Below are 17,158 nucleotides of genomic sequence, written 5' to 3' on the forward strand. Positions count from 1 at the left end.
TTTCGGTTTTTTTGGGTCTGGTTAAGGTCTAATTAACATGAATTGCCGGCACCGGAGTTGTCCGGGCAGGCCTCCCCTTCCCCATCTCATTTCTTTGCGTCTGTGTAATACCGGCAGAACTCCTTTAATCCGCACTTTTCGCATTTCGGATTTCGTGCCGTACAGGTATATCGTCCGTGTAAGATGAGCCAATGATGTGCCAACGGAACTAATTCTTCGGGGAAATGCTGCATGAGCTGTTTTTCAGTCTCAAAAGGTGTTTTCGCGTTTGTGACCAGGCCAATGCGGGCTGCAACCCGAAACACGTGCGTATCAACAGCAAAGGTCGGTTTCTCGTAAACAACCGATGCAATCACGTTAGCCGTTTTTCGGCCCACGCCCGGCAGTTTCTGCAACTTGTCCACATCGTCGGGAACAACTCCCCCGAAATCACCAACCAGCATACGGGCCATTCCTACCAGATGTTTTGCCTTGTTATTCGGATAAGAACACGACCGGATATAATCGAACACTTCGGCTGAATCAACCCCGGCCATCGTTTCGGGCGTGGGAAAACGTTTAAACAATTCGGGCGTAATCTGATTTACCCGCTTATCCGTACATTGAGCCGATAAGATCACGGCAACCAACAATTGATACGGGTTCGAATAATGTAACTCCGTTTCGGCAACCGGCATCTCCTTTTGAAAATATGCGATCACTTTTTGGTAACGATCTTCCTTTTGCATAATGATTTTGTTTGCTGATCAACAAAAATAAACGATCTGCTTTACCTGACAAATTATTCCTATTTTTGCGCAAAACAATTTAAAATGATTCCCTACTTACAGGCCGAGCAAATCTCGAAGCGCTTTGCTGATTTTATGCTTTTTGAAGATATTTCCTTTACCATTTTTAAAGATCAAAAGGTTGCCCTGATCGCCCGAAACGGAGCAGGAAAAACCACATTGATGGAGGTACTGGCCGGAAATGACAGCCCGGATTCAGGAAAAATCACGCAAACCAATGATATAAAGATCGGTTATCTGAAGCAATCGCCCGATTTGAACCTGAATTTGACGGTGCTGGAACAGGCGTTGCAATCGGACAACCCGGCACTGCAGGTGGTGCGCGATTTTGAAGCTGCCTTAAAACACAATCAGCAAAAAGAGATTGAACGGCTGAGCGCAAAAATGGACGAGCTCCATGCCTGGGATTTTGATGTAAAAGTAAAACAGATTCTCAGTCAGCTAAAAATTGACAACTACGATCAGTTGGTCGGAGAACTTTCGGGCGGGCAGCAAAAAAGGCTGGCGCTTGCCAATGTGTTGGTAAACGAGCCGGACTTGCTGATGCTGGATGAACCAACCAACCACCTCGACCTGGAAATGATCGAATGGCTCGAAAACTACCTCGAAAAAACCAATTGCACCCTGTTCATGGTCACGCACGACCGGTATTTTCTGGATCGTGTGTGTAACGAAATCATCGAAATTGACCAAAACCAGGTGTTCAACTATCAGGGAAATTACAGCTATTACCTCGAAAAGCGGCAGGAACGCATTGAACAATTACAGGCATCAACCGAGAAAGCCCGGAACCTGCTTCGCACCGAGCTCGACTGGATGCGGCGAATGCCCAAAGCACGGAGCCATAAAGCCAAATACCGGATCGATCAGTTTTACGAACTGAAAGAAAAAGCAGGCTTCAGGCGGCGCGACGACAGCATTGAATTGAGTATTTCATCGTCGCGAATGGGCAGTAAAATCCTGGAACTGGAGCATGTTTCGAAAGCCTACGGCGATTTAAAGCTGATTGAAGACTTTAACTATAAATTTTCGCGGTTTGAGAAAGTGGGTATTGTCGGGAAAAACGGAACCGGAAAATCGACCTTTCTCAATGTCATTACGGGAGCAATTATGCCCGACAGCGGAACCGTAGATACCGGCCAAACCATAAAGATCGGTTACTACCGGCAGGAAGGCATCAGCTTTAAAGAAACCGATAAGGTTATTGACGTGATCAAAAACATTGCAGAAGTCATTCAATTTGAAGACGGCAACAAAATGACCGCCAGCCAGCTCCTGACCCGGTTCCTGTTTCCTCCCGAAACCCAATACAACACTATTGAAAAACTCAGCGGAGGCGAACGGCGCCGGTTGTACCTGTGTACCATTTTGATGCAAAACCCGAACTTCCTTATCCTGGACGAACCGACAAACGACCTCGACATCATGACCCTGAATGTACTGGAAGACTACCTGGCAGGCTTTGGCGGTTGCGTCATCATTGTCTCACACGACCGGTACTTTATGGACAAAATCGTTGATCACCTCTTTGTGTTTGAAGGAAACGGAAAAATTAAAGACTTCCCGGGAAATTATTCCATCTACCGCGATCATGTTTCCGAACGGGAACAACTGGAAAAACAGGAACAAGCTGCTGCCAAACCAAAACCGGTAACAGAAAAACAAAAAAAACAGGTTCAGAAACTGACTTTCCACGAGAAACGAGAGTTTGAGCAACTGGAACTTGATATGGAAAAGCTCGAAAACGAAAAAAAGGATTTGGTAGAAGCGCTTCACTCAGGGGAACTGCAACCCGATGAATTGCTTAGAAAAAGCAAACGCTTTGCCGAATTAACCGACGAACTGGAAGAAAAGGAAATGCGCTGGCTCGAATTGAGCGAAAAAGCCTGATCTACAGATCGGCCAATTTGAGCTGCCCGATAATTTCCTTGATGCGGCTAACCACGGAATTGGCCGAGATAGTCGCCCCGGAAATAGCCTGTATATCCTCGCCGTATTTCAGGTCGCGCCCGCTGTATCCGACAAACTGGTCAAGCCACCTGCGGGATGCAATTTCTCCGCCGTGATCGGAAATGTAATTCACAATCCGGACAAACTCCACATCCATGGTCAGGTTGGTAAAAATCAAAAACTCAAACTCATCATGACGTCCTTTCCCGGTTGCATCAATGATGTATCCGGTCGGTTCGTTGTTCAGTTTAACCAGAAATACCTCATCAACACAGGCTTTCAAGCTTCCGTCCACCGATAACTGTTCGAGTGTTAATTCTGATTTTTTTACACGAAACTCTTTTTCCAACGTTTTAAGGATCTTTCCGGTGTCGGCACCGAAAAGATCCGCCTCTAACAAAAAAAGAAGTGTAATCAGTAAAATAGATCCTATTTTAAACCGTGTTAAAACCATATTCCAATTCCCAGGTTTAATTGTTTTTTATTGGTATCGGTTGCTTCATTCCCGAACCATTGCAAATCAGCTTTTAAAACAGCTCCCGGAGTCATCCACCAACCTAATCCTGCGGTAACATCGGTCCTGTCGTAAGCCATATTTTTAACGATATTTTCCGTTTTTGCGTGGGTATTGTATTTTTCGTACCGGACAAACGGAATCAGTTTTTGTTCCGATTTCCCGGAGCTCAACACATCGTAACCTGCTTCCACGTAATAACCAAACATTTCGCTACCCAAGTCCTTCCCTGTAAATTTGTTATACTGGCCGGTGTTATTGATCGACGCATAAATCATCTGACCTCTCAAAACAAGCCCCTTAACCGAATAAGCCGCATCAAGCCCAAGCATGTTTAATCCAACCACCGACGAATCGGCCTTGGCTTCCAGCAGCGCATCATCTTTGGGCAAGCCGTTGTACAGGGTCGACTGTGTTTCGCCAAAATAACCGCTCAGCCCCAGTTTAAGCCCCGGCAGTCCATAGTAATCCACTTTTGCCGACAGGTTTGGATGAGACATGATCGATTCGGCGCCTTTTTGACGTCCCCGGCGAAATCCGTCGCTTCCGCGCAAAATACCCGAACCGTCATAGCTTTTAAAGCCGTTAACCACATAAAGTTGATATCTCATATTTAAATTCTGCAACCTTCCGGTAAAACCTGCCCCAATTTCCCGCCAGGTAGTCGGAACAATCTGTCCGTCCAGGTTAGGTCGTTCAACACCGTTATAAGTAGCCGGTTCATGGTATTCATTGATAATCCCCATCGGGATCAGCAACAAGCCACCTCTGAAGTTCAGCCAGTCATTGATCTTATAATTTAAGAAGGCTTGCTCGATATAAACTTCCTCAACATGTTCGTATTCCACTTCGGTAATAAATTGTGTTTTCTCGTTGAACCGATAACCAAACATCAGCACCACCCGGTGAACATCCAAAGTCCCGTTGCTTCGGGTATCCGACGAGAACGGCTGGTTATAATCGATTTGGGCATATCCCCCGATTGTCAGTTTCTGGTCTGACTCCAGCATCAGTTCTGAAGTATTTTGTGCATTTACATAAGCCGCAACAATGAGCAAACAAGCAGCAAGAATAATTCTGATTTTCATACAATAGTCATTAAGTTGAATAAATTTCACGGGCAAAAATACCTGAGGCGGGTAAATGCTGCAATCCCTATTTGTTGGGATATTTGAAACGACAGGGGAGATCAAAAATTTCCTGGTTAGGAAATTGTAATTTCCAAGCCAGGAAAAAAAATCGGCAAGGCAGGAAATTTTATGCCTCTGATTTTGGGGATTATCCGCTCACTGATGCCGGTTTGTAACCGTGCCCGCAAAACACGTTCGTATTCGTTTTAAGATATCGCGGGGCAGCGCCAGTGGATCTGCCGAAAGCCCGTTGCGCTATCACCCGGCTCTTACACAGCAAGGGCACAAAACAATCGGGCAGAAAACACCCTGTTGGCTTGCCCCTTATCCCAGGCTGACGCGAAAAACCTCCCGTGTTTTTTTGGTAATTTTGAAGCGGTCGTCGATTCGGCGGCCAACGATCCAAACCACCTGCCGCCCACTGTACAGGATCCAGGTTGTTTCTTTTTCGGGAATCGACATTTTTTCGTCGATGAAGAAATCGCTTAACTTTTTAAAACCAGTCATCCCGAGCGGCTGAAAATACTCGCCTTGCTCCCACTTTTTCAGGATAAGCGGAAATTGTAACAAATCGTAGTCAAAATCGGCTACCCCGGCATTGGTCGAAAAACGGAAAGCCGGACTTTTGCTGATTAATTCAAACCGGAGGTGTAACGGTTCGGTTATTTCCAGGCAGTCGTCTTCGATGTAAAAGCGGCGAAGCCCTTCTTCTTCCACGGCGGTAACGATCAAATCATCGCGGTCTTTCACCAAACGATACCGGCCGCTGTAAAAGATTTTACCGGCTTCGGCATCCAGGGCGCCATAAATTTCCTGTATTTGACTGGCATTAAAGCCAAAAGGATGCAAAAACTCAAAAAGCACCGAAAACAGTTGATCCAGTCCCTTCAGTTTTTCAATAGAAAATTTGAAGACACCGGGCTCCTCCGCCATAATCGCCTTACGGAATTCATCAATCTGTTGCTGATATATCCTTTCCGTTTGTTTTAAGATTGATGCCGTTTTGGCTGCATTTTTTCGAAAAGCCGGGTTTAGTTCTTCAAATTGAGGTATGATCTGGTGACGGATGATGTTTCGCTGATACACCAATTCATCATTACTCGAATCGTTTTTAAAATCAATCTGATGTGCTGCTGCAAACTCCAGAATCCGGCTGCGGCCTGCGAACAACAAGGGGCGCACGATCCGGTCATTTTTGGCCTGAATGCCGGTCAGCCCCCGGATTCCGGTCCCGCGGCTCAGGTTAATCAGCATGGTTTCGATCAGATCGTCCTGGTGATGGGCTGTCGCAATATAATCATACGAAAGTTCGCCCAGCAAACGGTAAAACCACTCATAGCGAAGTTCGCGGGCAGCCATTTCAATCGAAATACCCTTCAGCCCAGCATATTCGCGGGTATCAAATTGTTTAACGTACAGCTCAATTCCCTGTTCGCCGCAATAATCGCGAATAAAAACCTCTTCGCCGTCAGACTCGGTTCCCCGCAAACGAAAGTTGCAATGAGCCACAACAAATTCAAAACCTGCCTGCTGAAACAACGTCAGCATCACCATCGAATCGACTCCGCCGCTGACCGCCAAAATCAGCTTGTCAGCCGGAGCAAACAGATTCTCGTCTCTGATATATGCCTGAAAAACGTCAAACATTTTAATTTGCAGCTACTTTTTCAGCGATACGAACAATCACTTCAACCGCTTTTTTCATCGAATTGACCGGAACGTACTCGTACGGACCGTGAAAATTATGACCACCTGCAAAAATATTGGGGCAAGGCAGTCCCATATACGATAAGCGCGACCCGTCAGTGCCTCCCCTGATCGCCCTTTTTTTGGGAATAATCCCGAGTTCGTTCATGGCCTCCTCCGCCAAATCAACAATGTATTTTACCGGCTCCACTTTATCACGCATGTTGTAATACTGGTCTTCCATATCCAGTTGGACCGTTCCTTCACCGAATTCATCGTTTAAAAAGAGGCAGATTTGTGTCAGCATATCTTTCCGGGAGTTGAAAAGCTGCCGGTCATGGTCGCGGATAATATAGGTCATCACCGTTTTTTCAACCTTCCCGTTGAACGCAAGCAGATGAAAAAAACCTTCGTACTTTTCGGTATGTTCGGGGCGTTGCTCGGGCGGGAGCATACTATTTAGTTTCTGTCCCACATGAATGGCATTGATCATTTTATTTTTGGCAGCCCCGGGGTGAACGCTTCGGCCCTGGATGGTAATGGTTGCCATAGCGGCATTGAAGTTCTCGTATTCCAGTTCGCCAATTTCGCCGCCATCGAGCGTATAGGCAAATTCGGCGCCGAATTTAGCCACATCGAAATGGTCGGCCCCCTTGCCAATCTCTTCGTCGGGCGTAAAACAAACCCTGATTTTGCCATGTTTTATTTCGGGATGATTGATCAGGTATTCCATCGCGGTCATAATTTCGGCTAAGCCTGCTTTATCGTCAGCTCCCAGCAAAGTATTGCCGTCGGTGGTGATGATCTCCTGCCCGATATAGCTTTCCAAATCTGGGAACTGTCCGGGCGACAAAATCACTTTTTCACTCAGGCGAACTGCTCCGCCCTCATATTTCCGGATCTGAGGATTAACCTGTTCTCCCGAAAAGTCAGGACTTGTATCCATGTGAGCGATAAAGCCGATTACAGGCACATTTCTCTCACAGTTGGCCGGCAACGTCGCCGTAACATAACCATGACTGTCCTTTTCAACTTCCAGCATTCCGATCTCCTTCAACTCGCCAACCAGCTTATCGGCAAAAACAAGTTGCCTGCCGGTGCTCGGGAAAGTTTTACTTTGAGGATCGGAAGTCGTATGCTCTTTAGCGTACCGGACAAAACGTTCAACTACTTTTTCTATCATCATTTAAACATCATCTGAATTAAACTTAAAGCCAACCCGTTTCCCCGTTTTCATTTTCGAATGGATAATTTCTTCCTGCATTTGTTCTACCGATGCAATTTTTATCTGATCATAAGGAGGAACCAACAGATCGAACTCAATGGCATACCGGATGGAAGTGTCAAGTATTTGCTTGATAACCTCCTTTGAAATAATATCGTTCTGAAAATCCTTCACCAGTTCTCCTGATTGACGTTTTCCTTCAACAAAAAAATGGTTCTCCCGGTTGATGAAAATCCGCGCAATAAGATAACCCAGGTCCTGCATCCGGTTGTATTTAAACGAATCAGAAAGAAAGTTATAAATGTGAATAATCCCGCAATACGAATTTAAGGGATCGTTTTTTATATAATCGACTTTCCATACCGGGTGTTCGCGGTTAAATACAAACACATTCGAGTGCATGCTAAAAAGCAACATGTCGGCTGCCAGCCGAAATTCAGCTTCAAACAAGCCTTTTTCATGGAAAGTAGGCAAAGATTCTCCACTGATCCGGTCTTTCAGCAACACGGAATATTCATCGACCAGTTCCCTTAGCGCCTCCTTCAGTAAATTAAAGGAATACAAGGTATTCTGGTAAACTTTTTGCTTAACATTCGACTTAAGTACAATCGACTCAAGATTTTTGGATTTATCTTCAGGAAGGTTCATCGGACTATTTTTTTATAAAAATAAGAAAAGCAGCCAATACTGACTGCTTTTCTGTTTTATAGAATAAAATTTTTAGTACGCAAGGGCAAATATAACGCGTTGGGATGAAGGTTTACCCGAATACATGCAAACTCCTTCTTCTTTTTCTCCTGAAAAAGGGATACAACGAATTGTTGCTTTGGTTTCTTCCTTAATTTTTTGCTCAGTTTCGGCATCTCCGTCCCAATGAGCAAGTATGAAGCCGCCTTTGGTATTCAGCACCTCTTTAAACTCCTCATAAGTATCCACCTTCGTGGTATTTTCTGCACGAAAATCGTAGGCCTTGCTGTAAATATTTTTCTGAATATTCTCCAGAAGCTCACTCACAAACTGATCGATGTTTTCGAGCGAGGCGGTTTCTTTGGTCAGGGTATCACGACGGGCAACCTCTACCGTACCGTTTTCGAGGTCGCGGGGCCCCAGCGCCAAACGCACAGGAACGCCCTTCAGTTCATATTCGGCAAATTTCCAGCCCGGTTTCTTGGTATCCAGGTTGTCGTATTTAACCGAAATTCCGCGGGCTTTCAATTTAGGGATAATTTCGTTCACCTTTTCCGAAATTTCAGCCAATTGCTCCATGCTCCGGTAAATCGGGACAATAACCACCTGGTAAGGGGCAAGTTTCGGAGGCAGTACCAGTCCGTTATCATCCGAATGTGCCATCACCAAAGCCCCCATCAAGCGGGTTGAAACCCCCCAACTGGTGGCCCAAACATAATCCTCTGTACCTTCTTTTGTTGCAAAGCGGACATCGAAAGCTTTGGCAAAATTCTGACCCAGGAAATGAGATGTCCCCGATTGCAAAGCTTTTCCATCCTGCATCAAGGCCTCGATGGTAAAGGTTTCCAATGCGCCGGCAAAACGTTCATTCGCCGACTTGGCGCCTTTGATAACCGGAAGAGCCATGAAATTTTCGGCAAAATCGGCATACACATTAATCATGCGTTCGGTTTCTTCCAGAGCCTCATCGCGGGTCGCATGCGCAGTATGCCCTTCCTGCCACAAAAATTCAGCCGTCCGTAAAAACAAGCGCGTACGCATTTCCCAACGGACCACGTTTGCCCACTGATTACAAAGAATTGGAAGATCGCGATAGGACTGAATCCAATTTTTATAGGTATTCCAGATAATTGTTTCAGAAGTCGGTCTGACAACCAGTTCCTCCTCCAGTTTGGCATCAGGATCAACCACGACGCCTTTTCCATCCGGACTGTTTTTTAAGCGGTAATGGGTAACAACGGCACACTCTTTGGCGAAGCCTTCCACATGGCTGGCTTCTTTGCTGAAAAACGATTTGGGGATAAATAAAGGAAAATAAGCATTCACATGCCCGGTTTCTTTAAACATCCGGTCCAGTTCGGCCTGCATTTTTTCCCAGATCGCATAGCCGTAAGGTTTGATCACCATGCAGCCCCGAACTGCCGAATTTTCAGCAAGATCGGCCTTTACAACCAGATCGTTGTACCATTGCGAGTAATTTTCACTTCTCGAAGTTAATTCTTTCGCCATTTCTTTTGTTTTGGTATGGTATTTGCTTCTTTTGTATTGAATTTTACAGGTACAAAGTAAATAAATTTATTCTTTAAAAAATCAGGAGGTAATCGTTATGAAATCAAAAGTTACCATCTTCTCGGCTTTGGCGTTTTTATTAGGCGCCTGTTCAACCGGGACCTACGTAACGGACAGGTATGATGATATCTACTTTACGCCCGGTGATGTTCCGCCTCCGGTTGTTGTTCAAAATACAACTGTCAGAAGTACTGACCGCACATCCAATACTCCGGTAATGATCATGAGCGAACAAAATGATGAAGGCACGCTGAAAAATTACATTCTGGAAACAGATCGTCCTTCAGCTGACGCCCATTATTACGACATGGAAGGAATGGAATTGATCGGATCGGATACCACGGTTTATGAAAACGACCGTGAAATCAACTATGTCATCAACAATTATTACGATGCCGACGACCTCGACTTTAGCTATCGCATTAACCGGTTCCACCGGTATCCGTATTATTCGTCGTATTATTGGAACAGATATTACTACGATCCGTTCTATTATCCGTATTATTCCTGGGGATATTATGATCCGTGGTATTACGACTACTGGTACGGACCATCTTTTGGCTTTGGGTTTGGCATCGGCTGGTACAGCCCCTGGTACTATTCATCCTGGGGATATCCTTACTATAGCCATTGGGGCTACGGGCACTACCACGGAGGATATTACGGCGGAGGATACTACGGTGGCGGATATTACGGTGTCCGAAATAATGACGTCCGCGTCGGAAGAAGGAGCACGCCAAGCTACGATTATAGCGGAACGGCATTAGGTTCCGGCAATACCCGAAGCGTATCCCGTTCGGCCACTACCGGCACAGTAAGCTCAACCGGAGTCAGCAGGCAGGCAGGCAGTAGCACGCAGAGCGCTACCCTCATGGAAAGAAGAAGGACAACAGCAGACACCGAGGTGAGTTCTACCGGCAGAAGAAGTATTTCCACAACGGGAACTGAGCTCAACCGGGGCGCCGCAGTCGGACAAACACCCTCAGTCAGGTCAACTACCGTTACCGGCACTGAAAATTCGGCTGTCAGAAGAGCAACAGCACCTGCAAGCACCGGTACTTACCAGAACAGGTCGACTACGACAACACAGCAAAAAGAATATACGCCAAGCTACAGTAAACCACGGACCGTTACCCGTTCAACTTACAACAGCAGCGGCACTTCATCAGGTTCTTCTTACAGTAAACCCGGAAGTTCATCGTCGACCGGTGTAACACCAAGCAATTCATCCGGCACAAACACCAGAAGCACCTACCAGTCAGGTTCGTCATACAGCCAGGGGTCAAGTAACAGGAGTACACAAACTTACAGTCCGCCCAGCAATAGCAGCACTTCCCGTCCAAGCAGCAGCTACAGCCCAAGCAGCAGCGGAACGCGAAGCAGCGGCTCATACAGCAGCGGTTCGGTGAGCAGCGGAAGCCGTTCTTCGTCAGTCGGCAGTTCTTCATCGGGCAGTAGCTCCAGAAGCAGTGGAGGAAGCAGTGGGGGAAGAAGGTAACAGACCCAAGCGATAATTAAATGAAACGATGTCTAATTTAACAGAACAAATGCCATGAAGAAAATTAAATATCTAACAATTGCTATGCTTTTTTTGGGCACAACAGCCTTGGGGCAAGGATTAGCAGACGCTGTCAGGCTGTCTAATTACCAGATTCAGGGAACAGCCCGTTCGGCTGCGATGGGGAATGCCATAGGCGCAATGGGAGGCGATTTCACCTCACTTTCGGTAAATCCTGCAGGCATTGGCATTTACCAAACCAGCGAGTTTACATTTACGCCAACATTTGGTTTCCCAAAGGCTGAAACAACCATTGGCAACAGGTCTTTTTCAGATAATGATTTCAAACTTACGTTTGACCAATTGGGTTATGTCGGTTCTGTAAAAATTAACGAGAGTTCATCCAGTATTGTCAGGTTCAACTACGGAATCGGGTTCAACAAGTTAGCCGATTTTAACCAGTCGTTCGCGGGAAGTTACGGAAATTCACCGGTTTCTTTTCTCGACGGCATTGCCGACTACGCCAGCAATGAAAGGCTGTTAAACAACTATTTAAACAGGGATTTCCGCGATATAGAATTCAGGGACTGGCATGCCAAACTGGCCTGGGAAACCTATCTGATCGATCCGGCCACTGATAATCTTGGTCAGATTATTGACGGAGAATATGTAAATATTTTATATGAAGGAGAGACGGTTAACCAAAATAAAACCTGGGAACGAAGCGGCAGGATCAATGAATATTTATTTTCTGCCGGATTGAACTTCAACCACAAATTTTACTTGGGGGCCACCCTTGGCCTGCACGATGTGTTTTACCGTCAGGAATCATTCTACTCGGAGCAGTTTTCAGACGATTCGTTTCGATTTACCGACTATTACAAGGTAACCGGGACCGGTTATGTTTTTAAAATCGGAGCCATTATCAAGCCGGTGTCGTCTGTTCGTTTGGGATTGGCTTTCCATACGCCAACCTATTATGTACTCGACGAAGAAAATGCCTTGGCGATGCGGTCATATTTACAGGAAAGCAGCTATGCTGAAGGCATTAACCTTTATGAATACGATTTTTACACACCGATGCGGACCATCCTCAGCGGGGCCTTCGTGGTAAACAAGGCAGCGATCCTGAGTTTCGATGCCGAGTATCTGGATTATACAGCCATGCGTTTTCGGAATGGCAGCGGCGGAGACTCGATGAGTGATTTGAATGCTGATATTGACGAGGCTTTCGATAATACATTTAACTACCGGCTTGGAGCCGAGTTCAGGGTAGCGCCGTCCTTCAGCTTATTGTGCGGATACGAGTCGTACGGTAACCCGTTTAAAAATAACATGAACTGGAATGAAGAGACGCAGACAGACAATATCAGCTCATTTTCATTAGGTTTCGGTTATTCGGTTAAAAATTTCTATATCGATACGGCATTCAAACAATACCTGGGAAAATACAAGCTGGTTGACCCGCAGCCCAACTACACCAGCGTTCCGGTGGAATATACCAATAACGAATTAAAATTCACACTGGGCTTTAGGTTCTGAGCAAAAGCTTGTCTGAGAAAAAGAAATTTTTCAGACAAGCTTTCTTTTTTTGCTTTTAACGGATGGCCTCCTCCCTGACTCGTTTGCGAGGATGCGTTGTTTTCTGAAAAATGCCTGTTTATAGGCCGAAACCTGCATTTCGACACCCAATTTATAGCTGTTCATAAAATATTCCGGCTTGGGAGGCGTATCCAAAAGCGAATTTGGCGTAACTTGTCTACACGATTCATACTCATTTTTATGGATAATTTCAGGAACATCGATTATCATACTTCTCTGGAAATTTTCAGGAAAGCAGAATATGCCGGAAGAAGGTTGAAAATTGGCGACCTCCGTACGTCCATGTGGTTGCAGAAGGAAAACATCAATTTAGACCTGATTAAAACGATTTCACTCAACTATCCGGACCTGAAAATTTTCATCATTGGCGAAGGAGAAACAGAAGGATTTTATATTTATTCCCAAAAACAAGAAACTTGTCTTAAATTTGAGGCTGCAATAATAGAATTGAAATAGCCTTCAGATTTATGGCCTTAACCGATCCGATAGCACAGGGAGTTTACGATTATCACTTTAAACGAATCGACTCGCCGGTCATCATCCACTGCGACGAATTTGAACCGGATGAAGTTTTACCTTCTTATTTTTTCCGGAATATCGATAAAATGCCTGGCCTGGAGCGACAGGCGCTTCAGTTGGCGAAAGGTAAAATTCTGGATGTCGGCGCTTGTGCCGGTTGTCATTCGTTTTACCTGCAAAACAAAGGAAATGAGGTTTACGCGCTCGAACAAGCGGAACTCAGTTGCCGGGTATTGGCCGACCGGGGTATCAGGCAAGTTATCCGGGAAGATTTTTTTCACTATCAGGGAGAACAGTTTGATACCATCCTGCTGCTGATGAACGGAACAGGTATTGCGGGAACCTTAGACCGGCTTAACTATTTTTTTAATCAGCTGAAGTTACTACTCGCCCCCGGCGGACAAATCCTGATTGATTCATCCGATTTGATCTATTTATACCTGGAAGAAGATGGTACTGCCCGGCTTGACCTGAATGCTGACCGTTATTACGGAGAACTGACCTACCAAACGGAATATAACGGGCAAAAAGGCGCTGCTTTCCCGTGGTTATATACCGACCCGGAAACCTTAAGCGAAACAGCCCGTCAAAATAATCTTCAAGTTGAAAAAATAATACATGGCGAACACTTTGATTACCTGTCCGTCATCAAACACATTTAAACCATGAACGAAATTCAATACAGGCCACTGGCCGAAACCGAAATTGACGCATTAAAATTAAATAACTGCAGCTCCGAAAACTGGAAGATGGTTCAGGTTTCTGCCAATTTCGATCCATCCCGCTTTTTAAACAGCCGGTTCAGCGGAACCGTTTATATTGCGCCCCAAACCGAAGAGGTTTACTTGTTTGGCGGCGTAAACAAAGCATGCGGCATTTATTTTTCCCACATTCATAATTGCACGATTGGCCCCAATGTTTACATCAACCACATCAAAAACTACATTGCCAATTACGATATTGAAGACCATGTCATTATCGACAATACAGACATTTGCGCCGTCGACGGGACCAGCTCGTTCGGAAACGGGATCCTGGTGGAAGTGCTGGATGAAACAGGGGGCAGGAAAGTACCTGTTTACGACAAACTGTCGGCTCATTTGGCCTATATTATGGCTTTTTACAAACACCGGCACAGTACGATTCAAAAAATCGAAAACCTGATCGGACAATATGCGCAGCAGGTGAGTTCAACGCGGGGACGAATCGGCCGGTACAGCCAAATTTTCAACTGCCGGGAAATCCGAAACGTTAAAATTGGCCCTTACACCCGGATTAACGGGGCGAGCGTGCTCGAAAACGGTTCGCTCAACGGAAACCGCGAAGCTCCCGTGAAACTGGGGAATGAAGCAATCCTGAAAAATTTTATTGTTTCTTCCGGATCGGAAGTTTCGGATGGGGCAATTGTTTCGAACTGTTTTATCGGGCAGGGATGTATTCTCAGCTCACAGTATTCGGCACAAAACTCCTTGTTCTTTGCCAACTGCCAGGGTTTCCACGGCGAAGCCTGCGCCGTTTTTGCCGGGCCCTATACCGTAACGCATCACAAATCGACCTTGCTGATCGCGGGAATGTTCTCGTTTTGTAACGCGGGCAGCGGATCGAACCAAAGTAACCACATGTACAAGCTGGGGCCGATCCACCACGGGATTGTTGAACGCGGATCAAAAACCACCAGCGATTCTTATTTGTTGTGGCCGGCTAAAATAGGCGCCTATACGCTGGTGATGGGGCGGCATTACAAAAATTCGGACACCTCGGATATGCCTTTTTCCTATCTGATTGAAAACAAAGACGAAAGCTGGCTGGCCCCCGGTGTAAACCTGAAAAGTGTGGGAACCATACGCGACGTGATGAAATGGCCCAAACGCGATAAACGGACCGACCCGCTGAAAATGGACTGCATCAACTTCAACCTGCTCAGTCCGTTCACCATCCGGAAGATGGCCAATGCCATCGACATCCTGCACCAGATTAAACACATCTCGGGCGAAACCACCGAAGTTTTTTCCTACAACAACACGAAAATTACCCGTGATTCGCTCGAACGCGGTCTCAATTTGTATCACCTGGCCATCATGAAATTCATCGGGAACTCGATTATTACCAGGCTAAACCAATGCCCGCTGACGTCGCCCGAAAAAGTGCGGGAATGCCTCAAACCGAAAAGCACAGCCGGCAAAGGCATCTGGATCGACCTGGCCGGCTTAATTGCACCAAAAGCCGAAGTGATCGGCTTGCTTGAAGAAATTGAACACCACCAAATTAACCGGCTTGAAGAAATTGAGCAGTTTTTTTATAAACTGCACGCCAATTATTATGAATATGAATGGAACTGGACGGCTGATTTTATTGAATCGTACCTGAATAAACCGGTTACCGACTTTTCGGTGAACGAACTGATAGAGCTGGTCAGAGAGTGGCGCGAATGCGTAATCCGGATCGACCGGATGTTGTATGAAGATGCAAAAAAAGAATTTCGCATGGATGCCATGACCGGATTTGGCATTGACGGAGATCATAAAATTAAGCAACGAGACTTTGAACAAGTGCGCGGCCGCTTTGAAGACAACGACTTTGTAAAAGAAGTATTAAATCATATTGAACGAAAAACCGACCTGGGAGACCGGGTCATCCTGCAATTACAGGAAGCTTTAAAAATTCAAACAACATGAGACTTATCATTCAAAACAACTACGAGGCCCTGTCGAAATGGACCGCAAACTACATCGCCCGGAAAATCCAGCTGGCGGCGCCAACAAGCGAAAAACCCTTTGTGCTGGGTTTGCCAACCGGCTCCTCCCCGCTTGGTGTTTACAAAGAATTAATTGCGCTGAACAAACAGGGAAAAATCAGTTTCAGACACGTAGTTACCTTCAACATGGACGAATACGTTGGTATTCCCAAAGATCATCCGCAAAGCTACCACACGTTTATGTGGAACAATTTTTTCAGGGAGATCGATATCCTTCCCGAAAATGTGAATATCCTGAACGGTAACCCGGAAAACCTGAAGGAAGAATGTGCCCGCTACGAACAAAAAATCAATTCGCTTGGCGGAATCGACCTGTTCCTGGGAGGAATCGGGCCCGACGGACACATCGCCTTTAACGAACCCGGCTCGTCGCTAGCCTCGCGCACCCGCGACAAAGAACTGAACTATGATACCATCGTGGCCAATTCGCGCTTTTTTAACAACGACGTCAACCAGGTACCCAGACTGGCCTTGACAGTAGGCGTAGCCACTATCCTCGATTCAAAAGAAGTAGTTATTATTGTGAACGGTTTTGGAAAGGCCCGCGCACTCAAACATGCCGTTGAAGAAGGGGTAAACCACATGTGGACGATCAGCGCCCTGCAATTGCACCCGAAAGGAATGATCATTTGCGACGAACAGGCCACTTACGAGTTAAAAGTTGGCACTTACAAACATTTCAAATCAATTGAAGAAAACAATCTTGATCCGGAAAAACTTTTCGACTCCGATTTGGTGTGGTAAGGTTATAAAACGAAATTGCCCGACAAACACGCTCAATATTTATCGGGCAACTCCTTTTGTTACCTTCCGGCAAGCGGTTTGTACCGTCGCTGGATAAACCAGTCGAGTAGAAGTAATAAAGCGGCTGCCCCCAATGCAAACACCAGTACGGAAGGAAGTTGACTAAACATTCCGGTTAGCTGGCCCCCTGTTTTTGTCACCGCGGTCAAATCGGCTTTGGGCACTTTCGAAAACAACATATCGGTCAATCCCGGTTCGCCGGAATTGGCCGCCGTGTTTGCCCCAAACAAAGCATAAAGAATAAATACCGCAAACAAAACGCCAAGCACGGGCAAAAACCATCGGCCAAACACCGGTTCATACGCTTTCACAATGGATTGCTGATGTATTTGCGCCATCACCTTTTTGGTAAAATCAACCGGAGCCCGATCGGGCCGGTACGATTTCATCATCTCCCTGAATTGCTGATCCTGTGTTTTCATCTTCTTCCG

General features: G+C 45.9%; 15 protein-coding genes. 7 read left to right on the forward strand and 8 right to left on the reverse strand.

Annotated elements, in window-relative coordinates; all coding sequences use genetic code 11:
- Window positions 1-86: 86 nt before the first annotated feature.
- On the reverse strand, window positions 87-728 hold the full coding sequence (nth, locus tag ACOIT5_RS21080) for an endonuclease III (RefSeq protein ID WP_423128137.1): 642 nt from the start codon (window positions 726-728) through the stop codon (window positions 87-89).
- An 84-nt stretch (window positions 729-812) separates the two neighbouring features.
- Here nth and ACOIT5_RS21085 point away from each other — a divergent pair, with 84 nt between their 5' ends.
- A complete protein-coding gene (locus tag ACOIT5_RS21085; protein ID WP_423128138.1) occupies window positions 813-2,678 on the forward strand; it encodes an ABC transporter ATP-binding protein in 1,866 nt (621 codons plus the stop codon).
- A 1-nt stretch (window position 2,679) separates the two neighbouring features.
- On the opposite strand, the gene ACOIT5_RS21090 is transcribed toward ACOIT5_RS21085, so the two are convergent.
- The 6 genes from ACOIT5_RS21090 to proS all read right to left on the reverse strand — a co-directional run bounded on the left by ACOIT5_RS21090 (window position 2,680) and on the right by proS (window position 9,489).
- Window positions 2,680-3,087 (reverse strand): hypothetical protein, encoded by a 408-nt coding sequence (locus ACOIT5_RS21090; RefSeq protein WP_423128139.1) that lies wholly within the window; start codon window positions 3,085-3,087, stop codon window positions 2,680-2,682.
- 95 nt (window positions 3,088-3,182) lie between these two features.
- The gene (locus ACOIT5_RS21095) at window positions 3,183-4,340 is read right to left on the reverse strand and encodes a hypothetical protein (protein ID WP_423128140.1); all 1,158 of its coding nucleotides are present in this window, start codon (window positions 4,338-4,340) and stop codon (window positions 3,183-3,185) included.
- Between the two features lie 366 nt (window positions 4,341-4,706).
- Entirely contained in the window at window positions 4,707-6,029 is a 1,323-nt protein-coding gene (tilS, locus tag ACOIT5_RS21100; protein ID WP_423128141.1) for a tRNA lysidine(34) synthetase TilS, read from the reverse strand.
- Window position 6,030: 1 nt separating this feature from the next.
- Window positions 6,031-7,254, reverse strand: coding sequence for a peptidase T (gene pepT, locus ACOIT5_RS21105; protein ID WP_432205912.1), 1,224 nt, complete (start codon window positions 7,252-7,254; stop codon window positions 6,031-6,033).
- Window positions 7,255-7,941, reverse strand: a complete 687-nt coding sequence (locus tag ACOIT5_RS21110) for a hypothetical protein (protein WP_423128142.1) — start codon at window positions 7,939-7,941, stop codon at window positions 7,255-7,257.
- Window positions 7,942-8,013: 72 nt separating this feature from the next.
- Entirely contained in the window at window positions 8,014-9,489 is a 1,476-nt protein-coding gene (gene proS, locus ACOIT5_RS21115) for a proline--tRNA ligase (protein WP_423128143.1), read from the reverse strand.
- Window positions 9,490-9,586: 97 nt separating this feature from the next.
- Between proS and ACOIT5_RS21120 the strand changes: the two genes are divergently transcribed.
- From ACOIT5_RS21120 to nagB, 6 genes are all read left to right on the forward strand, one after another.
- Entirely contained in the window at window positions 9,587-11,047 is a 1,461-nt protein-coding gene (locus ACOIT5_RS21120) for a hypothetical protein (RefSeq protein WP_423128144.1), read from the forward strand.
- Between the two features lie 54 nt (window positions 11,048-11,101).
- Window positions 11,102-12,589: an OmpP1/FadL family transporter gene (locus tag ACOIT5_RS21125; protein WP_423128145.1), complete on the forward strand. Its 1,488-nt coding sequence runs from the start codon at window positions 11,102-11,104 to the stop codon at window positions 12,587-12,589.
- 240 nt (window positions 12,590-12,829) lie between these two features.
- The gene (locus ACOIT5_RS21130; RefSeq protein WP_423128146.1) at window positions 12,830-13,105 is read left to right on the forward strand and encodes a hypothetical protein; all 276 of its coding nucleotides are present in this window, start codon (window positions 12,830-12,832) and stop codon (window positions 13,103-13,105) included.
- A gap of 11 nt (window positions 13,106-13,116) precedes the next feature.
- Window positions 13,117-13,830, forward strand: a complete 714-nt coding sequence (locus tag ACOIT5_RS21135; protein ID WP_423128147.1) for a class I SAM-dependent methyltransferase — start codon at window positions 13,117-13,119, stop codon at window positions 13,828-13,830.
- A 3-nt stretch (window positions 13,831-13,833) separates the two neighbouring features.
- Complete coding sequence (locus ACOIT5_RS21140) at window positions 13,834-15,843, forward strand: DUF4954 family protein (RefSeq protein WP_423128148.1); 2,010 nt, start codon at window positions 13,834-13,836, stop codon at window positions 15,841-15,843.
- The gene (gene nagB / locus ACOIT5_RS21145; protein ID WP_423128149.1) at window positions 15,840-16,667 is read left to right on the forward strand and encodes a glucosamine-6-phosphate deaminase; all 828 of its coding nucleotides are present in this window, start codon (window positions 15,840-15,842) and stop codon (window positions 16,665-16,667) included. The genes ACOIT5_RS21140 and nagB overlap by 4 nt, the downstream gene beginning before the upstream one ends.
- A gap of 59 nt (window positions 16,668-16,726) precedes the next feature.
- Here the strand turns inward: nagB and ACOIT5_RS21150 are convergent, their stop codons facing one another.
- Window positions 16,727-17,149 carry a hypothetical protein gene (locus tag ACOIT5_RS21150; protein ID WP_423128150.1) on the reverse strand — a complete coding sequence of 141 codons (423 nt, stop codon included), beginning with the start codon at window positions 17,147-17,149 and terminating at the stop codon, window positions 16,727-16,729.
- Window positions 17,150-17,158 lie beyond the last annotated feature (9 nt).

The organism is Gaoshiqia hydrogeniformans (assembly GCF_049347105.1).
In the GTDB taxonomy this organism is placed as follows: Bacteria; Bacteroidota; Bacteroidia; order Bacteroidales; family Prolixibacteraceae; genus Gaoshiqia; species Gaoshiqia hydrogeniformans.

Excerpts from the sequence above, each read along its gene's own strand:
- ACOIT5_RS21130 (WP_423128146.1), top strand. The coding sequence starts at position 12,830 with ATGGATAATTTCAGGAACATCGATTATCATACTTCTCTGGAAATTTTC.
- tilS (WP_423128141.1), bottom strand. The coding sequence starts at position 6,029 with ATGTTTGACGTTTTTCAGGCATATATCAGAGACGAGAATCTGTTTGCT.
- ACOIT5_RS21095 (WP_423128140.1), bottom strand. The coding sequence starts at position 4,340 with ATGAAAATCAGAATTATTCTTGCTGCTTGTTTGCTCATTGTTGCGGCT.
- ACOIT5_RS21140 (WP_423128148.1), top strand. The coding sequence starts at position 13,834 with ATGAACGAAATTCAATACAGGCCACTGGCCGAAACCGAAATTGACGCA.
- nagB (WP_423128149.1), top strand. The coding sequence starts at position 15,840 with ATGAGACTTATCATTCAAAACAACTACGAGGCCCTGTCGAAATGGACC.
- ACOIT5_RS21120 (WP_423128144.1), top strand. The coding sequence starts at position 9,587 with ATGAAATCAAAAGTTACCATCTTCTCGGCTTTGGCGTTTTTATTAGGC.
- ACOIT5_RS21135 (WP_423128147.1), top strand. The coding sequence starts at position 13,117 with ATGGCCTTAACCGATCCGATAGCACAGGGAGTTTACGATTATCACTTT.
- pepT (WP_432205912.1), bottom strand. The coding sequence starts at position 7,254 with ATGATGATAGAAAAAGTAGTTGAACGTTTTGTCCGGTACGCTAAAGAG.
- ACOIT5_RS21125 (WP_423128145.1), top strand. The coding sequence starts at position 11,102 with ATGAAGAAAATTAAATATCTAACAATTGCTATGCTTTTTTTGGGCACA.
- proS (WP_423128143.1), bottom strand. The coding sequence starts at position 9,489 with ATGGCGAAAGAATTAACTTCGAGAAGTGAAAATTACTCGCAATGGTAC.
- ACOIT5_RS21110 (WP_423128142.1), bottom strand. The coding sequence starts at position 7,941 with ATGAACCTTCCTGAAGATAAATCCAAAAATCTTGAGTCGATTGTACTT.
- nth (WP_423128137.1), bottom strand. The coding sequence starts at position 728 with ATGCAAAAGGAAGATCGTTACCAAAAAGTGATCGCATATTTTCAAAAG.
- ACOIT5_RS21150 (WP_423128150.1), bottom strand. The coding sequence starts at position 17,149 with ATGAAAACACAGGATCAGCAATTCAGGGAGATGATGAAATCGTACCGG.
- ACOIT5_RS21085 (WP_423128138.1), top strand. The coding sequence starts at position 813 with ATGATTCCCTACTTACAGGCCGAGCAAATCTCGAAGCGCTTTGCTGAT.